This window comes from Pseudomonas sp. NPDC089408 (genome assembly GCF_044749445.1).
GTDB lineage: Bacteria > Pseudomonadota > Gammaproteobacteria > Pseudomonadales > Pseudomonadaceae > Aquipseudomonas.
The window spans coordinates 171,341-196,604 of record NZ_JBIVHY010000008.1 but is presented as its reverse complement, the minus strand read 5'-3'; the positions used below and the strand labels follow the sequence as shown (position 1 = coordinate 196,604).

At 63.0% G+C, this 25,264-nt stretch carries 22 protein-coding genes; 9 read left to right on the top strand and 13 right to left on the bottom strand.

What is annotated here, in order from left to right; genetic code table 11:
- Nucleotides 1-326: 326 nt before the first annotated feature.
- The 7 genes from ACIP02_RS15690 to ACIP02_RS15660 all read right to left on the bottom strand — a co-directional run bounded on the left by ACIP02_RS15690 (nucleotide 327) and on the right by ACIP02_RS15660 (nucleotide 5,832).
- Complete coding sequence (locus ACIP02_RS15690) at nucleotides 327-818, bottom strand: DUF2878 domain-containing protein (RefSeq protein WP_400617695.1); 492 nt, start codon at nucleotides 816-818, stop codon at nucleotides 327-329.
- Complete coding sequence (locus ACIP02_RS15685; RefSeq protein ID WP_400617693.1) at nucleotides 818-2,077, bottom strand: class I SAM-dependent methyltransferase; 1,260 nt, start codon at nucleotides 2,075-2,077, stop codon at nucleotides 818-820. Before ACIP02_RS15685 ends, ACIP02_RS15690 begins: the two co-directional genes overlap by 1 nt.
- Nucleotides 2,052-2,861, bottom strand: coding sequence for a DUF1365 domain-containing protein (locus tag ACIP02_RS15680; protein ID WP_400617691.1), 810 nt, complete (start codon nucleotides 2,859-2,861; stop codon nucleotides 2,052-2,054). Before ACIP02_RS15680 ends, ACIP02_RS15685 begins: the two co-directional genes overlap by 26 nt.
- Complete coding sequence (locus tag ACIP02_RS15675; protein ID WP_400617689.1) at nucleotides 2,858-4,105, bottom strand: NAD(P)/FAD-dependent oxidoreductase; 1,248 nt, start codon at nucleotides 4,103-4,105, stop codon at nucleotides 2,858-2,860. Before ACIP02_RS15675 ends, ACIP02_RS15680 begins: the two co-directional genes overlap by 4 nt.
- 5 nt (nucleotides 4,106-4,110) lie before the next feature.
- On the bottom strand, nucleotides 4,111-4,863 hold the full coding sequence (locus tag ACIP02_RS15670) for an SDR family NAD(P)-dependent oxidoreductase (protein WP_400617688.1): 753 nt from the start codon (nucleotides 4,861-4,863) through the stop codon (nucleotides 4,111-4,113).
- Entirely contained in the window at nucleotides 4,860-5,282 is a 423-nt protein-coding gene (locus ACIP02_RS15665; RefSeq protein ID WP_400617686.1) for a nuclear transport factor 2 family protein, read from the bottom strand. The genes ACIP02_RS15670 and ACIP02_RS15665 overlap by 4 nt, the downstream gene beginning before the upstream one ends.
- Before the next feature lie 103 nt (nucleotides 5,283-5,385).
- The gene (locus ACIP02_RS15660; protein WP_400617684.1) at nucleotides 5,386-5,832 is read right to left on the bottom strand and encodes a PAS domain-containing protein; all 447 of its coding nucleotides are present in this window, start codon (nucleotides 5,830-5,832) and stop codon (nucleotides 5,386-5,388) included.
- Between the two features lie 154 nt (nucleotides 5,833-5,986).
- On the opposite strand from ACIP02_RS15660, the gene ACIP02_RS15655 reads away from it, so the two are divergent.
- Nucleotides 5,987-6,874, top strand: coding sequence for a MerR family transcriptional regulator (locus ACIP02_RS15655; protein WP_400617682.1), 888 nt, complete (start codon nucleotides 5,987-5,989; stop codon nucleotides 6,872-6,874).
- A gap of 366 nt (nucleotides 6,875-7,240) precedes the next feature.
- Here the strand turns inward: ACIP02_RS15655 and chrA are convergent, their stop codons facing one another.
- The 3 genes from chrA to ACIP02_RS15640 all read right to left on the bottom strand — a co-directional run bounded on the left by chrA (nucleotide 7,241) and on the right by ACIP02_RS15640 (nucleotide 10,897).
- Nucleotides 7,241-8,611 (bottom strand): chromate efflux transporter, encoded by a 1,371-nt coding sequence (gene chrA / locus ACIP02_RS15650; protein WP_400617680.1) that lies wholly within the window; start codon nucleotides 8,609-8,611, stop codon nucleotides 7,241-7,243.
- 15 nt (nucleotides 8,612-8,626) lie between these two features.
- Nucleotides 8,627-9,880, bottom strand: a complete 1,254-nt coding sequence (locus tag ACIP02_RS15645) for an arsenic transporter (protein ID WP_400617678.1) — start codon at nucleotides 9,878-9,880, stop codon at nucleotides 8,627-8,629.
- A gap of 123 nt (nucleotides 9,881-10,003) precedes the next feature.
- Entirely contained in the window at nucleotides 10,004-10,897 is an 894-nt protein-coding gene (locus tag ACIP02_RS15640; protein WP_400617676.1) for a LysR family transcriptional regulator, read from the bottom strand.
- A gap of 147 nt (nucleotides 10,898-11,044) precedes the next feature.
- Between ACIP02_RS15640 and ACIP02_RS15635 the strand changes: the two genes are divergently transcribed.
- The 4 genes from ACIP02_RS15635 (at nucleotide 11,045) to ACIP02_RS15620 (ending at nucleotide 16,250) form a co-directional block, all read left to right on the top strand.
- Entirely contained in the window at nucleotides 11,045-12,124 is a 1,080-nt protein-coding gene (locus ACIP02_RS15635; protein WP_400617674.1) for a 4-oxalomesaconate tautomerase, read from the top strand.
- A gap of 70 nt (nucleotides 12,125-12,194) precedes the next feature.
- Nucleotides 12,195-13,508 (top strand): C4-dicarboxylate transporter DctA, encoded by a 1,314-nt coding sequence (gene dctA / locus ACIP02_RS15630; protein WP_400617672.1) that lies wholly within the window; start codon nucleotides 12,195-12,197, stop codon nucleotides 13,506-13,508.
- A gap of 123 nt (nucleotides 13,509-13,631) precedes the next feature.
- Nucleotides 13,632-14,936 (top strand): CitMHS family transporter, encoded by a 1,305-nt coding sequence (locus ACIP02_RS15625; protein WP_400617670.1) that lies wholly within the window; start codon nucleotides 13,632-13,634, stop codon nucleotides 14,934-14,936.
- A 60-nt stretch (nucleotides 14,937-14,996) separates the two neighbouring features.
- Nucleotides 14,997-16,250: an OprD family porin gene (locus ACIP02_RS15620; protein WP_400617668.1), complete on the top strand. Its 1,254-nt coding sequence runs from the start codon at nucleotides 14,997-14,999 to the stop codon at nucleotides 16,248-16,250.
- 13 nt (nucleotides 16,251-16,263) lie between these two features.
- Here ACIP02_RS15620 and ACIP02_RS15615 read toward each other — a convergent pair whose 3' ends face one another.
- Together ACIP02_RS15615 and ACIP02_RS15610 are read right to left on the bottom strand one after the other, a co-directional pair.
- Nucleotides 16,264-17,793: a diguanylate cyclase domain-containing protein gene (locus tag ACIP02_RS15615; protein ID WP_400617666.1), complete on the bottom strand. Its 1,530-nt coding sequence runs from the start codon at nucleotides 17,791-17,793 to the stop codon at nucleotides 16,264-16,266.
- A gap of 192 nt (nucleotides 17,794-17,985) precedes the next feature.
- On the bottom strand, nucleotides 17,986-19,083 hold the full coding sequence (locus tag ACIP02_RS15610) for an SDR family oxidoreductase (protein ID WP_400617664.1): 1,098 nt from the start codon (nucleotides 19,081-19,083) through the stop codon (nucleotides 17,986-17,988).
- Nucleotides 19,084-19,156: 73 nt separating this feature from the next.
- On the opposite strand from ACIP02_RS15610, the gene ACIP02_RS15605 reads away from it, so the two are divergent.
- The 4 genes from ACIP02_RS15605 to ACIP02_RS15590 all read left to right on the top strand — a co-directional run bounded on the left by ACIP02_RS15605 (nucleotide 19,157) and on the right by ACIP02_RS15590 (nucleotide 23,910).
- Entirely contained in the window at nucleotides 19,157-19,549 is a 393-nt protein-coding gene (locus tag ACIP02_RS15605; RefSeq protein WP_400617662.1) for a MerR family transcriptional regulator, read from the top strand.
- Between the two features lie 93 nt (nucleotides 19,550-19,642).
- A complete protein-coding gene (locus tag ACIP02_RS15600; RefSeq protein WP_400617660.1) occupies nucleotides 19,643-20,167 on the top strand; it encodes an RNA polymerase sigma factor in 525 nt (174 codons plus the stop codon).
- Complete coding sequence (locus tag ACIP02_RS15595) at nucleotides 20,164-21,000, top strand: FecR family protein (protein WP_400617658.1); 837 nt, start codon at nucleotides 20,164-20,166, stop codon at nucleotides 20,998-21,000. Before ACIP02_RS15600 ends, ACIP02_RS15595 begins: the two co-directional genes overlap by 4 nt.
- A gap of 453 nt (nucleotides 21,001-21,453) precedes the next feature.
- Complete coding sequence (locus tag ACIP02_RS15590) at nucleotides 21,454-23,910, top strand: TonB-dependent siderophore receptor (RefSeq protein WP_400617656.1); 2,457 nt, start codon at nucleotides 21,454-21,456, stop codon at nucleotides 23,908-23,910.
- A gap of 312 nt (nucleotides 23,911-24,222) precedes the next feature.
- Here the strand turns inward: ACIP02_RS15590 and ACIP02_RS15585 are convergent, their stop codons facing one another.
- The gene (locus tag ACIP02_RS15585) at nucleotides 24,223-25,263 is read right to left on the bottom strand and encodes an AraC family transcriptional regulator (protein ID WP_400617655.1); all 1,041 of its coding nucleotides are present in this window, start codon (nucleotides 25,261-25,263) and stop codon (nucleotides 24,223-24,225) included.
- Nucleotide 25,264 lies beyond the last annotated feature (1 nt).

The window sequence follows — 25,264 nt, the reverse complement described above, 5'->3', positions numbered from 1 at the left end:
AGGGGTTTGTCATCACATTTTCAGCGCCTGTGAAATCGAGCGCCGCCCGCGCGGCGCTTCGCGGGACAAGCCCGCTCCCACAGTTTGTTTCGGGCCAATCACTTCTGTGAAGTCATCGCTGGCCGCCTTGTTTGTTCCATTCGATATCGGCAGCGCCGCTGCTCTCAACAAACTCCAGCCATGCACCTGGGTGCGCGCGAAGGCACAGGATTAATTGGCCCGAAACAGATGTGGGAGCGGCCTTGTGCCGCGAAGCGCCGCGCGGGCGGCGCTCGTTCTCACAGGCAACCAACCTCTAAAGGCTAGCACCGGTCAGCCCTTGCCGCTCACGGTCGCGCGGCAAGGCGCACCAGCAGCGGCAAGACCAGGGCCCAGATCGGCAGCAATAGCAGCGCTGTCTGCAGTTGGCCCAAGGGCAGAGTAACCTCCGCCAGCCGGGCGCCCCCCAGGTAGGCCAGCGGGCCGGATAACGCCCCCAGCGCGGCCCCCAGCCAGAACGGTTGGCCAGCCCAGGCGAGGCTGTGGCGCAAGCCGCAGGCCAGTACCAGCCACAGCAGTGCAAGCCACAACGGCAGGGGCCAGGCGGTAAAGTCGAATACGCCGATGGCCCCCAGCAGGCTGTCCAGCAGCCAGCCGGCCAGCGCCACCCGGCACAGCGCGCGGGCTTCTGCCCGAGGGGACGAACACAGGTACAGGTGCGCGGCGAGGCCGACCGGCACCAGACACAGCAATAACGGCCGCTGGGCGCCGAGCACGCAAAGCCACCAGCCGGCTTGTAGCCACAGCGCGTTGAGCAGCCGCCACGGGCCAGGGCGCATCAGGCTGCCGGCAGCGGTGCACGCCGGGCCTGGGGAGCGGCCCACACGAGCTGGGCCACGCCAATGGCGCGCTCCTCGAAGCCTCCTTGGCAGTAACACAGGTAGAACTCCCACAGCCGCTGGAACGTATCGTCATAACCCAAGTCAGCCAGCACAGGCCGTGCCTGGCGCAGGTTGTCGCGCCAGTGGCCCAGGGTGCGTGCGTAATCCACCCCGAAGTCTTCCAGGTGCACCAGGTTCAGCGCGGTATGGCGGCTGGCGACCTCAAGCATCACGCTAAGAGATGGCAGCGCGCCGCCAGGGAAAATATAGCGCTGGATGAAATCCACCGAGCGGCGCGCCTGGGCGTAGCGCTGGTCGCGGATGGTGATCGCCTGCAGCAGCATCAGCCCGTCGGGCTTGAGCAGTGTGGCACATTGTCGGAAGTAGTCCGGCAGGTACTGATGGCCCACCGCTTCGATCATTTCGATCGACACCAGCTTGTCATAGCACCCGCGCAGGTCGCGATAATCGTCGCGCAGCACCGTCACCCGCTGCTCCAGCCCCAAGGCCTTTACCCGTTGCCAGGTGTGGCTGTACTGCGCTTCGGACAGCGTGGTGGTGGTGACTCGGCAACCATAATGGGTGGCTGCATGAATGGCCAGGCTGCCCCAGCCGCAGCCGATCTCCAGCAAGTGGTCGTCGGGGCTCAGTTCGAGCTTCTGGCAGATACGCGTAAGCTTGTGCAACTGCGCGTGCTCCAGCGCTTGCCCAGGGTGCTCGAACTGGGCAGCCGAATACATCATGGTGGGGTCGAGCAACTGCTCGAACAGGGTGTTGCCCAAGTCGTAATGGGCCAGGATATTGCGCCGGGCGCCGCGCCGGCTGTTGCGGTTGAGCCGGTGCAGCAGGCGCAGGGCCGGGCGCCCGAGCCGCGCCAGGCCGCCTTCGAGGGCATCGAGCACCTCGAGGTTGGCAACGAAAAGGCGGGTCACCAGGGCCAGGTCCGGGCTGCGCCAGTAACCGTGGATGTAGGCCTCGCCGGCGCCGATCGAGCCATTGCCGGCAATCAGCCCCCACGCCGCGTCATCAAGCACCTCCACCTCGGCCTGCAGCGGGCTGGCGGCATCGCCAAAGCTCCATTGCTGCCCATGGCTAAGCAGGCGCAGGTGGCCATGGCGCAACTTGCCCAGCTGGGCCAGCACGGCGCCGCGTGCCAGCGCACCGAGCCATGGCGCCAGGCCGGCGAATTTGCTAACGCTCAGGGTCGGGTTGGACATGTTCGGGTTCCTCGCAGGGTTGGCCAAGGGCCAGGTCGCCCTGGCCTTTGCAGTGGTCGTGGATGGGGGTTCGTTTCAGCAGCAGACGCAGGGCTTGCCAATAGATAGCCACGACCGTGCGCAGGCTCATCCACGGGAAAGCCAGGATGTAGCCATGCAACCCGCGGCGATCGAGCGGCTGGCGACGCAGGGCCAGGTCGGCCTCGAACACTTTCTGCCTGCCCTGCCAGTTCTGCATCTGGATGCGCAGGTGTGTCGCCTCAACGTTGAACCTCAGGCGGTAGTCCATGTTGATAGGCATGAATGGCGAAACATGGAAGGCCTTGGCCATGCGCAACGGCGACGTCGGGTTACCCTGCACCGGCAGCACATAGTGAAAGCGCTCGCGCCAGGGCGTGTTGCGTACTTCCAGCAGGATCGCCACCAGTTGCCCGTTGGCATCGTGGCAAAAGTAGAAGCTCACCGGGTTGAACGACAGGCCCCAGCAGCGCAACTGCGTCAGCAGGCGCACCGGCCCGTCGGGGCTGTGGTCTGTGGCCCGGGCGACGAGGGTCCGTGCGGCTTGGGCCAGGGGCATGCCTTGGCCGGTCAGGGCTGGCAGGTAGTCGGTCTCTCGCCAGCACAGCGGCGCCAGGCGCCAGCGCCCCAGCCAGCGAGACAAGCCCAGCCACTGGCCTTGCTCATCCAGATCCAGTTCGAACATGCCCACCTGGTAGCGAAACGCGTGGGGCCGCGGCGTCAGCCGCCGATGGCTGAGCCAGCCCAGGCACAGGGCGCTTTTCACAGTTGCTCACCAAAATGGCTGGCGACCTGCAGGGCGCTGACCACACCGTCTTCATGGAAGCCATTGCCCCAGTAGGCACCACAGAAATAGCTGTGAGCGTGGCCCTGCAGCTGGGGCTGTTGCAGTTGCGCCGCAGCGCCAGCCACGCTGTATTGGGGGTGAGCGTAGCGAAAGCGTGCAAGGATCTGCGACGGGTCGATCAGGGCGGTCTGGTTCAAGCTGACGCAAAACGTTACCGGCGCTTGCAGGCCCTGCAGGATATTCATGTTGTAGGTGACCGCTGCCGGCGCCTGGGCGCTGGCATCAAGGCGGTAGTTCCAACTGGCCCAGGCGCGCTTGCGACGTGGTAGCAGGCGGGTATCGGTGTGCAGCACCACGTCGTTGTCGGCGTAGCCAATTGCGCCGAGCACTGCCTGCTCGCGCGGGCTGGGGGCTGCGAGCAAGGCCAGCGCCTGGTCGCTATGGCAGGCGAACACCACCTTGTCGAAGCGCTCGTTGCCGGCGCTGCTGAGCACACTCACGCCCGCTTCATCACGGTCCACCTGTTGCACTTTGCAGCCCAGGCGGATGTTTTTGGCGAATGGCCGGCAAAGTGGCTCGACGTAGCTGCGCGAACCGCCGTCCACTACCCGCCACTGGGGGCGATCGTTGACCGACAGCAGGCCATGGTTGCGGCAGAACGTGACGAAGAATCGCAGCGGAAAGGCGAGCATGTCGCGACGTGACATCGACCAGATCGCCGAGCCCATCGGCACGATGTAATGGGCGACGAAGCGCTGCCCATAACCATGGTGTTCGAGGTAGCTGCCCAGCGTGGTGTCCGGGTCGATACGTTGTGCCGCAAGGTCGCCGAGGGCTTGGCGGTTGAAGCGCAGGATGTCACCGAGCATACCCCAGAACCTGGGCGCCAGCAGGTTGCGCCGTTGGGCAAACAGCGTGTTCAGGCTGTGCCCGTTGTATTCCAGGCCGCTGAGTGGGTCGTGCACCGAGAAGCTCATTTCGGTCGGCCGCGAGGCGACCCCTAGCTGGCCCAGCAGGCGAATGAAGTTGGGGTAGGTCCAGTCATTGAACACGATGAAGCCAGTGTCGATGGCGTACGCCTGGCCACGCCAGTTCACATCGACCGTGTGGGTGTGGCCGCCGACCCACTGCTCGGCTTCGAACACCGTCACGGTGTGCTGCCGTGACAGCAGGTGGGCACAAGTCAGGCCGGCGATGCCGCTGCCGATAATGGCGATACGCATGGAGATCAGTCCTGTTCGTGGCGTGCCAGGCGTTTTCCCAGGGCCAGGCGCAAGCGCACCGGCAAGGCCCCGAGAAGGCGCAAGGCGAAGATGAAAAGGCCGGGGAAGTTGATTTCCAGCGGGCGCCCGGGCAGACGCCTGGCGATGTAGGCGGCGGCACGCTGGGCCGTCCACAGTTGCGGCATGGGGAAATCGTTGCGGCGGGTCAGGGGTGTGTCGACGAAGCCTGGGCTGACCAGGGTGGTGGCGATGCCCTCGCGGTCCAGGTCGATGCGCTGCGACTCGACCAGATAGCGCACCGCCGCCTTGGACGCGCCATACGCACCAGCACGGGGCAAGGCCAGCCAGCTCACTGAACTGCCCACCACCACCAGATGTGCTTGGCGGCCGCGGCGCAGCAGGGGCAGGGCGGCTGCCAGGCAGTAGCTCAGGGCGATCACATTGGTGCGCAGCACCCGTTCGACCAAGGCTGGATCAAAGCGGCCGGGTTCCAGGTACTCACAGGTACCGGCATTAAGAATCACCAGGTCCACCGCGCCCCACGCTTGCTCGATGTGCGCCGCGATCCGGGCCACCTGTGCCGGGTCGTCGAGGTCACCAACGGCCAGCAGCGCCTGCCCGGCATAGCGCTCGGTCAGTGGCAGCAGGCGCTCGGCGTTGCGCCCACCCAGGGCAACCTGGTGGCCCTGTTCGAGCAGGCATTGTGCCAAGGCAGCGCCGATGCCGCTGCTCGCACCGGTCAGCCAGCAGCGGCTCATGCCAGGCGGCCTTTGAGCCAGCGAATGGCGCCGCCCATGAGCGGGATGTGCTCATAAAGCAACGCACCGGCGTCGAAGTAGTCCTGGTGCCGGTACACCCGGTCACGCCATTGCAGGTGGCTGCAGCCTTGCAGGTCGATCTGCCGGCCTGCCGCCAGGCGCGGGTGGCGGAACTGCAAGGTCCAGCGCAGGTAGCCCTGGCCCGGTTGCACTTCGTCGGCGCCGCTGAAGGTGTAGTGAATATCCTGCACATTGGCGTACAACTGGGCGAAGTAGGCCTGCAGGGCTGGCAGCCCGTGAATCTGCTGCAAAGGATCGCGGAAGACGATGTCGTCGCTGTACAGGTTTTGCAAGCCGTCGAGGTGGTCCGCCTCAAGGCGCGCGAAGCGCTCGGCGAATTGCTGCAGAAAGGCTGACATTGAGGGCTCCTGGCAGACTTGTACAAGCTGGGCTTGTTGTACAGATATACCAGAATCCTAGGCTCAAAATTGTACAAGCACAATAATCTTGTACAGTTTTAATTCAGCCTCGATGTTTCGCCAGTTGCTCACGCAAGCGCGCCACTTCCGCTTCCAGTTCAAGTACCCGGGCCTCGGCTTCGACCTGCGCGGTGACATCGTGCTGGATGCCGATGTAATACGTGAGCTCGTCAGCCTCGTTGTACACCGGGGTGATCGATAACTGGTTCCAGAACGGGCTGCCGTCCTTGCGGTAGTTGCGCAGCACCTGGCGGCAAGGCTGGCCCTGGCGGATCGCCTCGCGAATGGCGGCCACGCCCGGTTGATCACGGTCAGTGCCCTGAAGAAAGCGGCAGTCGCGGTAAAGAATGTCGTCATCACCGTAGCCGGTCAGGCGCTCAAAGGCGGGGTTGGCGTAGATGAGGATGCTGTCGCTGCCCTCCTGCTCGGCGACGACGATGCCGTCATTGGAGTGCTCGACCATCAGTTGCAGCAGTTTTGCATTGATCATGTGGGCCCACCCGGAAGGTTGCAGTCGGTGATGTGCCGGGGTTTAGCCCTGTGCGAAGGGCGTCGTCCGGCTTTGCTGCATGATGACCCAGCCAGGCTCGCCGCAGAAGGGGTGTATGGGTTTAGAATGGGCCACCTCTCGGATGACCCATGCAATGACTGAGCCTACCCCACCCGATCTGCTTCCCATGCGCGACGTGGTCAGCCTGACTGGCATCAATCCGGTCACCCTGCGTGCCTGGGAGCGGCGCCACGGCTTGATCCGCCCGCACCGTACCGAAGGCGGCCACCGCCTGTACACCGCCGCGGACGTGCAACTTATCCGCGACATCCTGGGCTGGACGACCAACGGCCTGCCGATCAGCAAGGTTGGCGAAATGCTCGCCAGTCAGCATGAAGTGCCTGCGCAGCAGGGCGATGCCTTGGCGCAGTGGCGCGCGGCAGTGCTGCGCGCCACGCGCGCCTTTGACATGCCGGCGCTGGAGGGCATACACGGGCAGCTGCTCACGGTGTTACCCAAGGCCACCGTGTGGCGCGAGGTATTGATGCCGGTATGGCGCAGCCTGCAGGGTACAACCGCGTTTGGCGCGCACAGCCAGTGGTTGTTTTTGGACAGTTTTTTACGCGCCCGCTTGCTGTTGCGCCTGCAGATGAACCAGCCAGACGTCCCGCGGGTACTGCTTGCCGGCGTCGACGGCGTGGCGGAACTGGAATTGCTGGCAATTGGCCTGGCGCTCTGTAGCGACCGGCACCGCATTGATGTGCTCGGCGTCGGGCAGCCGCTGGACGAACTGGCGCTGTTGTGCGCCGCGATTCAGCCCGCGGCGTTGGTGATTGCGCTGCAGCTACCGGTGAAACCGCAACTGCTGAAAACCCTGCGCGCACTGCAGATGGAAGTCGCCTGCCCGTTGGCCGTGACAGGTGAGGGCCTGGTTGATACCCCGGCGGAGCTGCGGGGCGTGCCGATCCGGTTGTTGCGGTTGCAGGATGGCGATGTGGCAGGCGTGCTTGATGGGTTGATCAGCGGGGCAGTGGAAATTTGAATACCAGTCAGTTAAGCGGTAAAGGCTGACAGGCGCTTGCCTTGGGATTTGGTTGCCTGTTAGATCGAGCGCCGCCCGCGCGGCGCTTCGCGGCTAAAGCCGCTCCTACGTTTGTTTCGGGCCAGTGCATCCTGTGCCAGGTGCGCGCGACCGCTTTGTTTGTACGACGCGATATCGAGGCGTGCGCCAGGGCGTTCGCGCGCAAATGCCACAGGCATAATTGGCCCGAAACAAACGTAGGAGCGGCTTTAGCCGCGAAGCGCCGCGCGGGCGGCGCTCGATCGAATAGGCGCTGCATAAGGCAGGGAGAACACCTCGCCGTCTGCGGTGTCGACGCTGACTCACCTTTCCGCCCTGACGGCGCCGTCAGGCACGTAGCATGAAAACGCCCAGGCCAGCCAGCGCGCAGGCAAACAGCACCGGGATGACCCCTTTCCTGAAGCGGAACAAAGCAATTGCAGCTGCCACTGCGATCACTGCCCCAGGCCAGTCGAACGCCCCGCTGAAGCCCGTTGGCCAAAGCACGTGGTAGCCGAAGAAAACGGCGAGGTTGAGGATCACCCCGACCACCGCAGCGGTGATGGCAGTCAGTGGCGCAGTGAACTTCATCTCGTTGTGGGTCGTCTCCACCAGCGGCCCACCGGCAAGGATGAAGATGAACGAAGGCAAGAAGGTGAACCAGGTGACGAGGCTTGCCGCGACTGCGCCGGCAAGAAATGGGTGTTGCGCACCGAACATCGGATGTACATAGCCGCCGACGAAGCTGACGAACGCTACCACCATGATCAATGGCCCTGGCGTGGTCTCCCCCAGGGCGAGGCCATCGATCATCTGGGCTGGCGTCAACCACCCGTAATGGCCGACAGCGCCCTGGTAGACATACGGCAGCACAGCGTATGCACCGCCAAACGTCATCAGTGCGGCCTTGGTGAAGAACCAGCCCATCTGCGTCAGCGTTCCATCCCAGCCAAACGAGACCGTCAGCAACCCCATGGGCAAGGCCCAGAGCCCGGCCGCGATCAGCAGCAGGCGTAGCAGATGCCACCCACTGAAGCGCGCATGCGCAGGGGGAGGGGTGTCGTCATCGATCAGTGCAGGGCCGTAGCTGTTCTTTGCCGCGCCGTGAGCGCCGCCGATCGTAAACGTGCCCGGGGCGACCCGCCCGCCCACGTAGCCGATACCAGCGGCCACCAGCACGATCAGCGGAAACGGCGCGTTGAGGGCGAAGATGGCAACGAATGAAGCGCCGGCGAGGGCCCACAGCCAGCCGTTCTTCAGGGCCCGTGAGCCAATGCGATGGGCAGCATGGACAACGATGGCCGTGACCGCCGGCTTGATGCCGTAAAAGATCCCCGCGACGACCGGTACCGCGCCAAAGGCCAGATAAACCCAGGACAGACCGATCAGGATGAACAGCGATGGCAGCACGAACAAGGCGCCGGCAATCACGCCGCCCCAGGAGCGGTGCATCAGCCAGCCGATGTAGGTGGCAAGCTGCTGAGCCTCGGGACCAGGCAGCAACATGCAGTAGTTGAGTGCGTGCAGAAACCGTTTTTCGCTGATCCAGCGCCGACGCTCAACCAGTTCCTGGTGCATGATCGAAATCTGCCCGGCGGGTCCGCCAAAGCTGATGAAGCCTAATTTCAGCCAGAACAGGAAGGCCTCGTACAAGCCAATTGGTTGCAGGGTAACTGGCGCTGACGAATGCCCGTTCACTTTGGGGTACGTATCAACCATTCTTTTTCTCCGCGTTCATACCCACAACGCCAGCAGGGCTGCCGCCAGTGCCGGTGGCATTACCCGCATGCCGAGGCAAAGGAAGCGCCATGCGCTGACATGTTCACCCTCCCGGCGAATCGCCACCAGCCACAACAGGGTAGCCAGCGACCCGGTAATTGACAGGTTCGGCCCTAAATCGACGCCGATCAGCAATGCCGCGGTCGTCTGCTGCGGCAGCGCCACCAGCGAACCCATGGAGCCGGCAATCAGCCCGGTCGGCAGATTGTTCATCAAGTTGCTGGCGATCGCCACGCCCACGCCGCCCACCCAGCTGGCGCTGATCGGCGCCTGTGCCGACAGGGCGGCCAGCGCCTGGGCGAGACGCATGAGCACACCGGTCTGGCCTACGGCTTCGACCAGTATGAACAAACCGCCTACCAGAGGCAGCACGCCCCAGGCCACATGGCGCAGCACCCGCATCGGGCTGCGTCGCTGGCGCAGGTGGATCAATGCGGTGGTCGCTACGCCGGCACAGAACGTCGGCAGGCCCAGCGCCCGGTCCATGGCCGAAGCGCCCAGCAGCAAGCCAGCGGTTAAAACGATGCCCACGGCGCACAGGCGGGCGCCGGCGCTCAGTGGCCGGCTGTCTACGCTCAGCGCAAGCGGCTGGCAGATCTGCCGGCGCTGGGTCAGGCGCAGCACCAGGTAGGTCAAGCCGATTGCCGCCAGCGAGGGCAGGCTGAACTGCCTCAGCCAGTCCAGCAGGGGCGGCATATGGCTGCCGAACACCACCAGGTTGGCCGGGTTGGATATGGGCAGCACGAAGCTGGCGGCATTGGCGATGAAGGCGCAGATGAACAGGTAGGGCAACGGCTCGGCCCTGGCGGCCTTGCAGGCGGCATACACCGCCGGCGTCAGCACCACGGCGGTGGCATCGTTGGAGAGGAATACCGTGACCAGCGTGCCCACCAGGAACACCAGGTCAAACAGCCGTTGCCCCGAGCCCCGGGCATGCTGGACCGCATAGCGTGCCAGCCAGTCGAACAACCCTTCCTGGCGGGCGAGTTCAGCCAGCACCATCATGCCGATCAGGAACAGGTAGACGTCGCTGCCTTCGGCGACTGCGGCCAACGCGCTGCGTGGCGTTATCTGGCCAAGGCAGACGAGCAGCAACGCGCCTGCCATTGCCCAGACGTATTCCGGTACCCGCCATGGCCGCAGGATGACGCCGCAGGTGGCCAGGGCGGCTACCGCCCAGATGATCGATGCGCTTTCGCTAACAGGCATGAGACGGTCAGTTTCCGACAGGGGTAGACAGTGGTGATAGTGTGGTGCGCGCGAGCGTCTCGGGCAACGCCAGCAGTACGAGTACGAAGGCCGCCGCGGCAATGCCGGCCAGGGCCATACCGTTTAACGGTTGGGCCACTTCTCCAGCAGGATCGATACGAATTTTTCCGCCGCTGGCGACAGCGAGGCCCCTCGGCGGTAGACCAGGCCCAAGGTGCGGGTGACCTGGGGTTCGATCAGCGGCACGCTGACCAGCGTCGGGTGGTCGGCGTTGGGCATGGCCAGGCTGGGCATGGCCGACACGCCCAGCCCGGCCTCGACCATGCCCAGCGAGGTCGACAGGTGCTGAACCTCATAGAACCACTTGGGCCGCAGGTTGAGGCCGGACAAGGCATGGTCCAGCAGCATGCGGTTGCCGCTCAGGCGGCCCACGCCGATCAGCCGGTAGTCGGTCAGTTCTGTCCAGGTGACCGTGTCACGCTTGGCCAGCTTGTGGTCGCGGCGACAGGCCAGCACGAAATGCTCCTGGACCAGGGAAACGAACTCGATGTCCGGGTGCTGGCCACTCATCATGTTGATACCGAAATCGGCTTCACCGCGCAGCACGGCTTCGAGGCCATCGTTGGCGCTGAGGTCAAGCAGGCGAATACGGATTTTCGGGTATTGCTCGTTGTAGTCGCGAATCACCGACGGCAGGAAATAGAACGCTGCAGTCGGGATGCACGCGAGCGTGACTTGACCGGTCTGCCGCTCGGCCAGCTCGCGAATGCTCAGGATCGAGTCCTCGAAGTCATCCAGCAGGCGCCTGGCCTTGGGCAGGAAATCACGCCCGACACTGGTCAGGCTGACACGACGGGTGGTGCGCTCCAGCAGGGAAGTGCCCAACCCTTCTTCAAGCTTCTTGATCCGCCGGCTGAGGGCGGGTTGCGACAAGTGCAGCGCTTCTGCAGCTTCGTGGAAGCTGCCAAGTTCGGCGATTTTCACGAAAGATCGAATGTCTTGTAGCTCGTATTCCATCTTGGAGTGCCCTTTGGCCTGGGGATTTTATTGATGCTTATAGTGGAATAATACCTACGATATTTGCATTGGATTGATTTATTCGTCCCTGTCAATCTTGTGTCCACAACATCAATGATGTCCATTGATCAACAAGAGTGCGAAAACATGCAACGAATTCCTTGCGTACTCATGCGCGGTGGTACCTCCAAAGGGCCCTTTTTCCATGCATGGGATTTGCCTGCCAATGTGGTCGAACGCGACGAATTGCTGATCAACCTGATGGGTTCCGGGCATGAACTGGAAATCGACGGTATTGGTGGCGGTAGCCCGCAGACCAGCAAGGTAGCGATTGTCAGCCCTTCGCTGCATGCCGACGCCGATGTCGACTACCTGTTCGTCCAGGTCATGGTTGCCCAGCGCCGGGTCGACACCGCGCCTAACTGCGGCAACATGCTGTGCGCGGTTGGCCCGTTCGCCATCGAGCAAGGGCTGGTCAAAGGCCAGGAAGGCAAGACTCTGGTGCGTATTCGCAACCTCAACACCGGAACGTTCGTCAACTCGCTGGTTGAAACGCCCGGTGGCATCGTGCGTTATGAAGGCCGTACGGCGATTGATGGTGTACCTGGCACTGCCGCCCCGGTGCACCTGACCTTCCTCGATGCAGTTGGCAGCAAGACCGGCAAACTGTTCCCGACTGGCCAGGCCAGGGATGTGATTGATGGTGTAGCGGTCACCTGTATCGACATGGCCATGCCAATGATGGTGGTCGAAGCCAGCCAGCTCGGCGTCAGTGGCTCGGAGACCCCGGCCGAACTCGACGCCAACGGTGCACTGCTCAAGCGCCTCGAGGCGTTACGCCTGAAGGCCGGCAAGGCCATGGGGCTGGGTGATGTCAGCGGTATGGTCATTCCCAAACCGGTGCTGGTATCCAAGCCCCGCTACGACGGCACCTTGCAGGTTCGCTATTTCATGCCGCACAACTGCCACCGCGCCTTGGCCATCACCGGCGCGATAGGGCTGGCGACTGCCTGCGTCAGCCCGGACACGGTCATCGCTGAGCTGCTGGGCGAGGGCGCCGCGCAATTGACCGAGGTGCGCCTGGAGCACCCAAGCGGCGGTATCGATGTTGCCCTGTCGCGCAGCGGTGCCGATGGCAAGACCCTCCAGGCCTCGGTGGTGCGAACCGCCCGACGGCTGTTCTCCGGCTTCGTCTATGCCCCTACATTCCGCAGGTTGGCGGGATAGGCCAGGCATAGAGAGAGCTTTATATTCGCAACAAGCGCATCCGCACAATTTCAACAATGGGTGATGCCTCATGAGACTCGCCAAATCGCTGTACTTCCAGATCCTCTGCGCCGTCCTGCTGGGCGTGGTGGTCGGCCACTTCTGGGCGCAACAGGCCGTTGCGCTCAAGCCGCTGGGTGATGCGTTCATCAAGCTGATCAAGATGATGATCGCCCCGGTGGTGTTCTGCACCATCGTCACCGGCATCGCCGGCATGACCGACAAGCGCTCACTGGGGCGCTTGATGAGCAAGACCCTGCTGCTGTTCCTGGTACTGACCGTGGTCAGCCTGATGATCGGCCTGGCGGCGGTGTATCTGTTCCGTCCGGGGGTTGGCATGAACATCGACCCGGCCACCCTCAGCACCGCCGGGCTAAGCCAGTACGCGGCATCTGCAGCGAAGCTCAGCGTGGTCGATTTCTTCATGCACATCATCCCCGACACCTTCATCGGTGCGTTCAACAAGGGGGAAGTGCTGCCGGTGCTGTTCATCGCGGTGCTCAGCGGTTTTGCCCTGTCGTCGATGGGCGAGAAGGGCAAGCCGGTACTCGATGTACTCGAGTCGGCCTCGACCATGGTGTTTCGCATCTTCGGCTACCTGATGCGCTTCGCGCCGGTCGGCGCCTTCGGTGCGCTGGCGTTCACCGTCGGCCAGTACGGCGTGACGTCGCTTGGCGCATTGGCCAAGCTGGTCGGCACGTTGTACATCGCCTGTGCGTTCTTCGTGCTGGTGGTGCTCGGCGGCATCTGCCGTGCCCATGGCTTCAGCTTGTGGAAACTGCTGCGTTATTTCCGCGAGGAGTTCCTGGTGGTGCTCGGCACATCGTCCACCGAGCCGGTGCTGCCACGCATGCTGGAAAAACTGGAGAAGCTGGGCTGCAAGAAAGGTGTGGTGGGGTTGGTGCTGCCCACCGGTTATTCCTTCAACCTCGACGGTACGGCCATCTACCTGTCGCTGGCGGCGGTGTTCATTGCGCAAGCCTGCAACATCGACCTGACCCTCGGCCAGACAGTGACCATGCTGGCGATCATGCTGCTGTCGTCCAAAGGTGCTGCAGGTGTGACCGGCAGTGGCTTCGTGGCGTTGGCCTCGACCCTGACCGTCATTCACGACATCCCGTTGGCAGGGCTTGCCTTGCTGATCGGCATCGACCGCTTCATGTCCGAAGCGCGCGCCCTGACCAGCCTGGCCAGCAACGCTGTAGCCACCGTGGTCATCTCGTTGTCGGAGAATGCCTGTGATCGGGAGACCTTGCTGGGTCGGCTGAACGGCACTCCGGTCGCAGCAGACGAGGCTGACGCAGTACGGGTCGACTGGTCTGCCGAGCCTCGGCATCACGGCTAAAAGCCTCTTCCACCACGCGTTGCTGTCATAAAATTCCACTCGACATCCCGGCGATGTCGAGTGGGGTAGGGGGCTGTCTGCCTTGCTGGCGGCCGCAACAGAATAAAAACAAGAGAAAAAACCATGCTCGCACTCCTGGGCTTGATCATGGTGGTGACCTTCACCTACCTGATCATGAGTAAACGCCTGTCGCCAATTGTGGCACTCACCGTAACCCCCATTGTCTTCGCCGTGATCGGCGGCTTTGCCCCCGAACTGGGCAAGATGATGCTCGATGGCCTGAAAATGGTGGCGCCGTCAGCGGCCCTGTTGCTGTTCGCCATCCTGTTCTTCGGCCTGATGATCGATGCCGGTCTGTTCGACCCGCTGATTCGCAAGATTCTCAAACGCGTCAATGGCGACCCGATCAAGATCGCCATCGGCACTGCGCTGTTGTCGTTGCTGGTGGCGCTGGACGGTGACGGCACCACCACCTACATGATTACCTGCGCGGCCATGCTGCCGTTGTACAAGCGCATTGGCATGAACCCGATGATCCTGGCCACGGTATCGATGCTGTCGCTGAGCATCATGAGCGGCATGAGCCCTTGGGGCGGACCGGCTACCCGGGCCATTGCCGCTCTAGGGCTGGATGCCACCGAGTACTTCATCCCGATGCTGCCGACCGTGATCGGTGGCGCAGCCTGGGTGGTATTCACCGCCTACCTGCTGGGCCGCGCCGAGCGCCGACGCATCGGCAACATCGCCCTGGAGTCTGGCGGCGGCAATTGCTACATCAAGGAAATCCTTGGCGACAACCCACACAAGCGCCCGCGGCTGGCCTATGTCAACCTGGTCTTGGTGGTTGCCGTCATGACTGCGCTGGTGCTGGGGCTGATGCATGCCGCCATCCTGTTCATGATCGGTTTTGTCGCCGCGCTGATGATCAACTACCCGCAACTGGACCTGCAGAAGGAGCGCATTCTCGCCCATTCCGGCAATGCCATGACCGTGGTACTGCTGGTATTTGCCGCCGGCATCTTCGCCGGGATCTTCTCGGGCACCAAGATGGTCGACGCCCTGGCGCAGACCCTGGTCGACTGGATCCCCGAGGCGTGGAGCCACTGGTTCCCGCTGGTGGTGGCGCTGACCAGCATGCCGCTGACCTTCGTGCTGTCCAACGACGCCTACTACTTTGGCGTGGTTCCGATCCTGGCCAACGCCGCGGCCGCCTACGGCATCGACCCGGTTGAAATTGCCCGCGCTTCGGTCCTGGGGCAGCCCGTGCACTTGATGAGCCCGCTGGTAGCCTCGACCTTGCTGCTGGTGGGTATGGTCGACCGCGACATCGGCGACTTCCAGAAAGCCACGGTGAAATGGGCGGTGCTGACATCGCTGGTGATCACTGCGCTGGCCCTGGCCACGGGTGCCTTGTCCTTCTTCGTCTGATCAGCCCTGGGGCGTCAACTGGCGCCCACCTCATCCAATAACAACAACAGAGTACCGATCATGTCCCGAGTTGTATTCCGTGGGGCCACCTGTGGCCTGCTCTGCGGCTGGCTGCCTGTGGCCGGCGCCGCCGGTTTCATCGACGATGGCAAGCTCAAACTGCAACTGCGCAACGTCTATTTCAATGAGAACTTTCGCGATGAACAGGGTATGAGCCCACGTGCTGCCGCTACTGCCAAGAGCGAGCGGGTGGAATGGGCGCAGGGTTTCCTGCTCGACTACCAGTCAGGCTTTACGCAAGGCGCGCTGGGGCTTGGGCTCGATGCGTCGGGGCTGGTCGGCGTGCGGCTCGATTCGGGCCGTGGCCGCAGCGGTACTGGCCTGCTGCCGGTGCACGACGATGGCCGTGCTGCGGACGAGTTTGCCAGTGCCGGGGTGACGGCCAAGGCGCGACTGGGGCAGACCGTGGTCAAGCATGGCACCCTGCTGCCGAAGACCCCGGTGCTGGTCTACAACGACGCGCGCCTGTTGCCGCAAACCTACCAGGGTACACAACTGACCAGCACGGACATAGACAACCTGACCTTGACTGCCGGCCACCTGGAGCGCTTCAAGCAGCGTGACTCTTCTGACAGCACTGGCCTGTACCTGGACGGCTACAGCGGTGGCCAGTCTGGCGATTTCAACTTTGCCGGCGCCGACTATGCGCTCAGCAAGCCACTGCGCCTGAGCTATTTCCACGGCCAACTCGAACACTTCTATCGCCAGCACTATGTCGGCTTGGTACACGACCTGCCATTGGCCGGCGGTGTGCTTACTACCGACCTGCGCTACTTCAACAGCCGCGACAGCGGCGCTGCCCAAGGGGGCGAGATCGACAACGACATGTTCAGCGGGCAACTGTCGTACAGTCACTCGGGGCACACGGTCGGCGGCGGCTACCAGGTGCTCGACGGCAAGGCCGGGTTGCCCTACATCAGCGGCGCCACCGTGTATTCGTTCAGCAACGTGGGTATCGGCAAGTTCATCGAGGAGGAAGAGAAAACCTGGATGGCAAGCTACGCCTACAACTTTGCCGCCGCGGGTGTCCCCGGGCTCACGTTCATGGCGCGCTACTTGAGCGGCGATAACGGCCGCTCTGCTGACGCAGGGCTCAGCGAGTGGGAGCGCGACATGGAACTTGCCTACGTGGTGCAATCCGGATGGGCCAAGGGCCTGGGGGTGAAGCTGCGCAACTACGTGTACCGCGCTGACTTTTCCCGAGGTCGCGACAGCAACCGGATCTACATGACCTACGATATTGCGCTGTGGTAATGCGCAAGCAGCGTTAACGGGCCAGTTGGACGCTTCCGGGCGGGGTGACGACTTGCAGGCGATTGCGGCCCGCCTGCTTGGCCATGTACAGCGCCTGGTCGGCGCGCTCGAGCAGCGCTGCCGGGGTGTCGGGCGCTGCACGCTCGGTGCTGGCAATACCGATGCTGGCGGTTACGTGGCCCAAGGGGCTGCCCTGGTGCGGGATCGCTTGCAAGGCCAGGCGCTCGAGCATGAGCCTGGCCACGACTGCGGCCCCTTCCTCGTCGGTATCAGGCAGGATCACCGCCAGTTCCTCCCCCCCGTAGCGTGCCAGCAGGTCGCGGGGGCGGCGGATGCAGCCAGACAGCAGGTGCGCTATCTGCTGCAGGCACGCGTCACCCGCCGGGTGCCCATAGCTGTCGTTGTAGCGTTTGAAGTGGTCGATATCGATCATCAGCAACGTCAGTTGGGTGGCATGGCGCTGGGCTGTGCGTATCTCCTGGGCCAGCGCCTCGTCAAAACTGCGCCGGTTGGCGAGCCCGGTCAGTGCATCGTGCATGGCCAGGCGTTCGAGCTTCTGGTTGCTTTCCAGCAGCTGCTGTTGGGTCAGCCGCAGCTCGCTCTCAACCGCGTTTCGCCGGCTCATGGCCCGTATCAGCAACCAGCCGATGGCGCCGGTCACCGCGAGCAGTGCAGCAACCACCAGCGCCGACAGCAGCGCCTCAAGCCGCCAGGCTGCAAGCGCTTCCTGCTTGCCCAATGCAACCGTCGTCACCAGCGGCAGCTTGTCGCTCTTGCGAAACGCATACAGGCGCTCGACACCGTCCAGGCTGGAGGTGAACGATGCCGTGCCCACCGGTTGGGCGATGAGGTACTTGGCGAAGATCGGCGAGTTGGAAAAGTTGCGCCCCATGTCCTGCTCCCGAAACGGGTAGCGCACCAGCATGGCACCGTCGGTAAAAGACAACCCGATGGCGCCGTCATGGCCAACGTCCAGCTTGCCGAAAAGTTGCAGGAAGTTTTCCACGCCAAGCGTTACGGCCACGACCCCGGCGAACTCGCCATGCTCGTCATTGAACCGTCGGCTGATGGTGATCACCCATTCCTGGGTGACGCGGCTGCGGATGGGCAGGCCGATGAAAGGCTCGCGGGACGGGTCGTCACGGTGGTGTACGAAGTACGCTCGGTCGCTGCTGTTGGCGCCGGCCGGTATCGGTCGGTTCGACGACATCAGCCAGCGGCCGTCCTTGGCGTAAAGCGTGACGCCGCTCATGGGTGGCATCAAGGGTTGCTGACGTTTGACCAGTTCGCTGAGGCGTTGAATTTGCGCAGGCCCGACGCCCTCGGTTTCCAGGCGCTCGACCAGGCCGAGCAAGAGCAGCGTGCTTTGCCGGACGATCCCTTCCGAATAGGTGGACAGGGCCTGGGTCAGGTTCAGGCCATGGATGTTGACGTCTTCCAGCGCACGTTCGCGTGAGCCCATGACCTTCCACAGCGTTAACGAGGCAAGCGAAAAACCGATGACCGAGAGCAATAGCACAACCAGATGGATATCACGCTTCACGTCAATACCTGATGAAGTTTCCAGTGTCGCTGCGGGCTGTGCTTGTCGTGCTCAGGAAATGCCCGGCGCAGCAGTGGCGCCAAGCCTCAAGTTATGTAACCAAACGGTCAGTAAAGTAACTGGCCGGTTCATGAAAATATAGCACTGAACCCGCCAACGTTGTCCGACAAAATTGCGCAGGGCGCGCCGTGATCAGGTGGCCACAGGGGCTCGCGCGGGCGCAGGGTTGGCGATCAGGTAACCGGCGACATAACGCACGGTTTTTTCCAGCGCCTGTTCCATGTCGGGATGAGTGAACTGATACCTGCGTTCCAGTTGCTCGGTGATACGCATGTCGAAGCGTTGTGTCTGAATGAAGTTCAATGACTCCGGGCTGATCGACAACCGGGCTGCCAGGCCCGGGATCGCCAATATCCACTTCAGCACATTTATCGGTACATGGCGGCGTGGCGCCCTGACCGCCAGGGTGGTTGCGATCTGCGCCAGCATGCCCTGCAAATTTGGCGTGTGTGGGTAGAGCGCCAGCACCTGCTGGTTTGCCATCGAAGGGTCGAACGCCACGCAGGTGATCATCTTCACCAGGTAGTCGACGCTGACCAAAGGCAACCAGTGCCTGGCGGAGCCCGGAATGGCCTTGAAACGGCCCAGTGCAAGATCGCGAATGAGTACTGCCAGCGGTTGCCCTGCGAGGATGTGCCCACTTTCACTCTGACCGCATACCGTAGCAGGGTGAACGATGGAGTACGCAGCGCCCGCATCCTGCATATGGCGGATGACCGCAAAATGCGCTTCCAGCTTGCTGCCTTCGTAACCGCCTACGCGGCCATAGACCGCGGGCCAGTCGGTGTTTTCAGGGCGCTTGGTATCAACCCCGATGCGCGCCAGGTGGTCAAGGTTTTGCAGCATGAAACCGCCCACCATCAGCAGGCGAATGCCGTACCCCGCCGCCAGGCTGGCAACCCTCAGCGCCCCTTGCACATTGACGGCGCGGGCGCGCTCCGTGGTCAGCCCCCAGGTGAATTGCGCCGCCAGATGGAACACCACGGCGGCGGCCGAGATGCATTGCCGGTCGGCTTCGCCGAGCCCAAGCCCCTCCTGGCTGATATCGCCAGCTACCGCGTGGACGAACTCGGCGCTACCGCCCAATCGGGCAACCTGCTCGCGCAGGCGCCCGATCTGTTCAGGCTGGCGCATGAGCACCCGGGCGGTGTACCCGGTTGCGGTAAGGTGCGCCAGTAAATGTTGGCCGACGAAGCCACTGCCACCCGTAACGAAGCATTCCACGCGCATATCCGGTCCCTTGTCTGGATGAAGGGCGCAGGTTAGGGTGTAGAGCCAACTCTACAGTCAAGGACTTTCTGCCGTGAACATTGGTGCCCTGGAGCGGCGCAGTGGCATTGGCCGCCATACATTGCGCTATTACGAACAACTCGGTCTTATCGTCGCCCAGCGCCAAGCCAACAACTACCGCAGCTACAGCGAGCAGACCGTCCACGATCTGGCCTTTATCCAGGGTGCGCAGAGCGGCGGGTTCACCCTTGCCGAGATTGGCGAAATGCTTGCCGCCAAACGGGGCAATACCATCGATTGCGCGCAAGGCGCGATCATGGTCACCCGCAAGATGGCCGAAATCCAGGCGAAGATCAGTACGCTGCAAGCCGCTTATGCGCTGCTCGATGCCGAGCGGGCCAAGCTGGTAGCCAGTGCCATCGCCACCGGGCTGACGCTGCCTGAAGGCCTTGCCACGGGCGGCTGAATGCGGGCATTGATAAGGGTATTTATCTGCAACTATTTCTCATTTACACTCGGTGCCTTCTTTTCAGCGCCTCGCGCGCTTCCTGGGTGCCCTGTGCGATTCGATCCCGCCAAACCGACGCTGCTGTCTGCGCTGGTACGTCATTACGACGAACTGGTGGAGCACATTCGTCGCCGTTTCGGTGATAAGGGCATGGCCCGCGACGTTGTGCATGACGTCTGTGTGCAACTGCTGGAAGGCGAAGAAAAACCAGGTGTTCACTCGCCACTGGCGATGCTGCGGAAAATCTCCACCGACACGGCGGTGAGCCGCTATCGTAGCGATCGCCGCCGAGTCGCCTGGGTGGAGGCCGTCGCCGAGCTGCCTGAGGTAGCCTGCCCAGGTGCGACGCCAGCGTGCAGGCATGAGACCGAGCGCGAATTTCAACGGCTTGTCAGCGCAATCGCTGAACTGCCACCGCGTTGCCAGGCGGTTTTTGTCATGCACAAGATTCACCAGGTCCCCCAGGCAGAAGTTGCTGAGCGCCTCGGTATTTCCCTCAAGACCGTGGAAAAGCACCTGCGCCTGGGCTTGGCGGCGTGCAGGCAGAAGCTTGGCCGCGATGAGGTACAGGCATGACCCGGCAGCCGAGCCAGGCGCCGTTGGATGACGCGCTAGGGCGACATCGTGAACAGCTCAAGCAGCTGTTCCCGCTGCCGCCGAGCAGGCAGGCGCCTTCGAAAGTGCTGAGGTCGGCCGGCATCACCCTGCTGCTTGCGCTGGCTGTGGCAGCCCTTGCGTGGCTGAACCCCACGTACAAGCGCGAGCATTTTGCTACCGCCGTGGGTGAGCGCCGCGCCGTGCTGTTGAACGATGGCAGCAGGCTGCTGCTGGACAGCGCCACGCAGGTAGATATCCGTTGGCGTCTGCTCAGCCGCGAGGTTGGCCTGCGCGCCGGGCAGGCCCTGTTCGACGTGGCCCCGGCGGTGTACCGCCCCTTCGTCGTGGCGGCAGGGCTGGCGAACGTCGAGGTGTTGGGTACGCTGTTCAATGTTCGCCGCCTGGAGCACGATGAGGTACGTGTGACACTGGCACGTGGGCAGGTGAAGGTCGAAGTACCGGGCGCGGCGCAAACGCCTGCGGTGCTGATGCCCGGGCAGCAAGTCGACGCGATCCGCGGGCAATTGATGCCCGTCGCCAAGGTCGATGCTTCCAGGGCGATGGCCTGGAAGGATGATCGCATCGTGTTCGCGCAGACGCCGCTGGGCGAAGCAGTGGCATTGCTGCGCCACTACCGGACGGCACCTGTGCGCTTGGACGATCCTGGCCTGGCAGCGCTCAAGGTGACAGGGGTATTCGAGGCGCACAAGGTTGACCAGTTGCTGGACCTGCTGCCGAGCATCCTGCCCGTCGCTGTGCTGCGTGAACAGGGCGGGGAGGTTCGCATCCAACGCAAACCGACTGGAAAATGATGCTTGAGCGCAGGTTAATGCCAGCCAGTTAAGCGGTAAAGGCTGACAGGTGCTTGCCTTGGGATGTTTGTTGCCTGTCAGATCGAGCGCCGCCCGCGCGGCGCTTCGCGGCACAAGGCCGCTCCCACATCTGTTTCGGGCCAATCACTCCTGTGAGATCACCTCTGGCCGCCCTGTATGTTCCCTTCGACACCGGCAATGACGCTGCTCATCATCAATTTCCAGCCATGCACCCAGGGTGCGAGTGCGCAGGTGGCAGGTTTAACTGGCCCGAAACAAATGTGCGGCCTTGTGCCGCGAAGCGCCGCGCGGGCGGCGCTCGATCGAATAGGCGCTGCATAAGGCAGGGAGAACACCTTGCCATTCTTAACTGACTGGCATCAGAGCGCAGGTAGGGTTTTTCGCTTCCCGGAGCGGCTAGTTAGAAAAAGCCATCCAAAAGGAATTCGAGACGTGCATCTTCCTCCTCGCAGTCGTTACCTTCGCCTGTCACTGCTTGCCAGTAGCTTGCTCATCGCAGTATCGGCCCAAGGCCAGGAACGGGTGAACGTAGACCTCCCGGCCGCACCGCTGGGTGAAGCCATCAATGCCCTTGCTCAGCAGTCTTCGGTACAGATCATCTTTGCCAGTGACCTGGGTGCAGACCGCGCAACCCCTGCGATGAAAGGGCAATTTACCGCCGAGGAGGCACTTCAAACGCTACTCAAGGGCAGTGGCCTGCAAGCACAGGCCAAGGGCGACCGTACTTTCATCGTCGTCGCGCAGAAGGCCACGGCTTCCAGCGCCCAGGCGGTAACGCAGAGCGCACCCGTGGAAATGGCACAAATGGACATTACTGCCTCGCGTACCAGCAGCAGCCTGGTTTCCGCAACGCGGCAATCCACCGTGCTTGAGCATGAGCAATTGCAAGCGCTGCGCCAGGGTTCCGAGAGCCTGGCCACGGTGCTGGCCAAGGCGGTCCCGGGCATGTCCGACTCCAGCCGCACGGTGACCGAGTACGGCCAGACCTTGCGCGGGCGCAGCATGCTGGTGATGGTCGATGGTGTGCCGCTCAATACCAACCGCGATTCATCACGCAACCTGGCCAACATCGACCCGGCGTTGATCGAACAGGTCGAAGTGATTCGTGGCAGCAGCGCGATCTACGGCAGCGGCGCCACAGGGGGCATCATCTCGATTACCACACGGCCTGCGGGAGGTGAAAACCGTGCGGAAACCAGCCTGAGTGCCACCACGCCGCTAACCCGCCTGGGCAGCGATGGCCTGGGCGGCCAGTTCCAGCAGTATGTCGCAGGCTCGCAAGGGGCGGTGGACTACGCATTCGACTTTGGCACCCGCCACATCGGCGCCTCTTACGATGCCCACGGTGAGCGGATCGCCCCGGAGCCCAGCCAGGGCGACCTGTTCGATTCAAACATCTACAACATTGGCGGCAAGCTGGGGCTGCACATCGACCAGGACCAGCGCATCCAGCTCGCAGCCAGCCACTATGACGCACGCCAGGACAGCGACTTCGCAACCGACCCGAGCGTTGCGCAACTTGCCCCCGGTTCGGCGCCGGCCAATGCAATCAAGGGCCTGCAACTCGACGAGCAGAACCGCATTCGCAACACCTTGCTGAACCTGGAGTACGAGCATCTGGACGTGTTTGGCAGCCGGCTTTCTGCCCAGGTCTATTACCGCGACTACTTCACTCGCTTCACCCCGTTCGACGCCCGCGCCGTTGCCACCCGCGGTGGCAATGTCGACCAGGTCATGCAGAGCAGCGAGGTCTTCGGCAGCCGCCTGACCCTGCGCACGCCACTTGGCAACAGTGGCAGTACCGAGTTGGTGTGGGGCGGCGACTACAACCAGGAGCGCAGCGACATGCCGCTCGACGTGTTTGACCCTGCCGCTTACGACGCCAGCGGTGGCCTGGTCTTCGACAAGACAGGCAAGCTCACCTACATGCCGCCACTGAAAACCCGCAGCGCCGGCGCGTTCGCTCAGTTGCAGCATCGTTTCAATGAGCACTGGTCGATAGACGGCGGCCTGCGCTACGAATACTCCACTGCAAAATTCGATGACTTCGTGCCGTTGTCCGAATCTGCAGCAGCCTCACCGGTGGCGGTGGCGGTGGCGGTGGCAGGCGGCGAGATTCATTACGATGCCGTATTGTCCAACTTCGGCATCGTGTACTCGCCGGTGCTCGGCCAGGAAGTCTATGCCTCCTTCAGCCAAGGCTTCCAATTGCCAGACGTGGGTATCCAGTTGCGCAATGCGCGGCGGGGTTTTGACATCGACGCCTCGAACCTGGAACCGGTCAAGACCAACAACTACGAAATGGGCTGGCGGGGCGACCTGGGTAGCAACACCCTGGGCACCGTTGCGCTGTTCTACACCACATCCAAGCTGGGCGATGTGCAGAGTTTCAACAATGGCCTGATCCTGACCCGCACCCAGGAGCGCATCTATGGCGCCGAGGCCAGTGTTGATTGGCTGACGGACGACGCGGTCTGGGGGGCAGGCGGCAGCGCGACCTGGATGCGCGGGCGGGAAAAACCGGATGGCAAAGGCTGGCAGGATATGACCGGCTACCGTGTTCCACCCCTGAAACTGACGGCCTACATCCAGTACAAGCCAACCCTGGACTGGAGTAATCGCGTGCAAGCCACGTTCTTCGACAGCAAGGACTACCGGCTCGATGGCATGGACAGTTTTGGCCGCCACCCGGTGAGCACCTACACGACGGTGGACTTGGTCAGCCAGTACCAGATCGCCCCTGACGACAAGGTGAGTGTGGGTGTCCAGAACCTGTTCAACCGTGACTATTACCCGCTGTACAGCCAGTTGCTGCGCAACAACAACAACACCAGCCACTTGCCGGCACCGGGCACGGTATTGACGGTCAGTTATACACATGACTGGTGAGGCTGTGAAAAACCACAGGGGGCTTATGCCAGTCAGGCAGCCCTTACTGCTTAACTGACGCGCATCAGACCGGGTGCGAGCTTTGTGTCCGTTGTTACAAATGCCCTGTGATAACTTCCTGAACCCTTGCTACGTTTACCACTCATAGGCTTGTCATCATTCCTTCATGCCACCTGCTTAGCTTGAAGGCGACACCTACGAAGACAAAATGAGAAAGAGGACGCAGGGCATGGACGAATACCAGGAAGAACTACTCGAAACCCAGGCTTACGAACTGGACACCCCGGAACCGGCCGACGACGCCACCGAGCTTTAACCCACCCGTCGCTGGCTGCGGCGGAACTCCCCCGGCGTCAGGCCCGTCCAGCGCTTGAATGCGCGCTGGAAGGCCTCAGCCGAAGCAAACCCCAACAGGTAGGCAATTTCGCCAAACGCCAGCGCCGTATCGCGGATGTAGGTCTCGGCCAGGTCGCGCCGTGTTTCATTGAGCAGGTCGCGAAAGCGCGTGCCTTCCTCGGCCAGTTTGCGGCGCAAGGTCCAGGTGGGCAGTTGCAGGTGCAATGCCACTTCTTCCAGGTCCGGTTCCCGGCCGCCATTGAGCAACGGGCCCAGCAGGTGGGTGATGCGCTCACCCAGGCTGCGCACCCGTGTACGTTGCAGCATCTCGGCTTCGCACAGCTGCAACAGGTGCTGCCAGGTGCTCGGGCAATGCCTGGGGTTGGCCAATTGCAAGGTGGCGCGGCTCAGGCGTAGCTGGTTGCCTTCGGCGGCGAACTGCACCGGCGTGTTGCACAGCGACTGGTACTGCGCAGCGTAGGCGGGGGCGGCAAATTCGATGTCCAGGCGCTCGGCCTGCACGGGTACGCCGGCAAGGTCGGCCAACTGGGCCAGCCAGCCGGCCAGCAGTGAATCCACTACAAAGCGGTTGAAGGCGTTGTAGGGACTGATTGAATAGAACCGCAACCAGGCACCCTGGGCATCTTCATGAAAGCTGGAGTGGCCACGGTAGTTAGCCGCATACAGTGGCTCGAAACGCAGCAACGTGCGCGCTGCCTCGCCCAGGGTGGGGGCCTGCGCCGCAGTGACCCCGGCCAGGCCGGCATGTGCCAGGCGGCTCAGGCGGCCCATGTGCAGGCCCAGCGCTGGCTCACCGCTCAGTTCGATGGCGGCGTTGCCCAGGTGCATGTAGCGGGGGATCGACAGGCGTGCGCCCGCTTCACTGAGGCGTGCCGCATCCAGGCCATAGTGGTGCAACAGCGGCTCTGGTGCATGCCCCAGTTCAGCCAGGGCCTCGCTCAGTGGCTGGACAAAGCCAACCGACAGATCGCCAAGGCGTACGCGGGGACGGGCCATG

What these genes read in the sequence shown, in the direction of transcription:
- ACIP02_RS15690 (WP_400617695.1), bottom strand. Translation starts at nt 818, where the DNA reads ATGCGCCCTGGCCCGTGGCGGCTGCTCAACGCGCTGTGGCTACAAGCC.
- ACIP02_RS15685 (WP_400617693.1), bottom strand. Translation starts at nt 2,077, where the DNA reads ATGTCCAACCCGACCCTGAGCGTTAGCAAATTCGCCGGCCTGGCGCCA.
- ACIP02_RS15675 (WP_400617689.1), bottom strand. Translation starts at nt 4,105, where the DNA reads ATGCGTATCGCCATTATCGGCAGCGGCATCGCCGGCCTGACTTGTGCC.
- ACIP02_RS15670 (WP_400617688.1), bottom strand. Translation starts at nt 4,863, where the DNA reads ATGAGCCGCTGCTGGCTGACCGGTGCGAGCAGCGGCATCGGCGCTGCC.
- ACIP02_RS15665 (WP_400617686.1), bottom strand. Translation starts at nt 5,282, where the DNA reads ATGTCAGCCTTTCTGCAGCAATTCGCCGAGCGCTTCGCGCGCCTTGAG.
- ACIP02_RS15660 (WP_400617684.1), bottom strand. Translation starts at nt 5,832, where the DNA reads ATGATCAATGCAAAACTGCTGCAACTGATGGTCGAGCACTCCAATGAC.
- ACIP02_RS15655 (WP_400617682.1), top strand. Translation starts at nt 5,987, where the DNA reads ATGACTGAGCCTACCCCACCCGATCTGCTTCCCATGCGCGACGTGGTC.
- chrA (WP_400617680.1), bottom strand. Translation starts at nt 8,611, where the DNA reads ATGGTTGATACGTACCCCAAAGTGAACGGGCATTCGTCAGCGCCAGTT.
- ACIP02_RS15645 (WP_400617678.1), bottom strand. Translation starts at nt 9,880, where the DNA reads ATGCCTGTTAGCGAAAGCGCATCGATCATCTGGGCGGTAGCCGCCCTG.
- ACIP02_RS15640 (WP_400617676.1), bottom strand. Translation starts at nt 10,897, where the DNA reads ATGGAATACGAGCTACAAGACATTCGATCTTTCGTGAAAATCGCCGAA.
- ACIP02_RS15635 (WP_400617674.1), top strand. Translation starts at nt 11,045, where the DNA reads ATGCAACGAATTCCTTGCGTACTCATGCGCGGTGGTACCTCCAAAGGG.
- dctA (WP_400617672.1), top strand. Translation starts at nt 12,195, where the DNA reads ATGAGACTCGCCAAATCGCTGTACTTCCAGATCCTCTGCGCCGTCCTG.
- ACIP02_RS15625 (WP_400617670.1), top strand. Translation starts at nt 13,632, where the DNA reads ATGCTCGCACTCCTGGGCTTGATCATGGTGGTGACCTTCACCTACCTG.
- ACIP02_RS15620 (WP_400617668.1), top strand. Translation starts at nt 14,997, where the DNA reads ATGTCCCGAGTTGTATTCCGTGGGGCCACCTGTGGCCTGCTCTGCGGC.
- ACIP02_RS15610 (WP_400617664.1), bottom strand. Translation starts at nt 19,083, where the DNA reads ATGCGCGTGGAATGCTTCGTTACGGGTGGCAGTGGCTTCGTCGGCCAA.
- ACIP02_RS15595 (WP_400617658.1), top strand. Translation starts at nt 20,164, where the DNA reads ATGACCCGGCAGCCGAGCCAGGCGCCGTTGGATGACGCGCTAGGGCGA.
- ACIP02_RS15585 (WP_400617655.1), bottom strand. Translation starts at nt 25,263, where the DNA reads ATGGCCCGTCCCCGCGTACGCCTTGGCGATCTGTCGGTTGGCTTTGTC.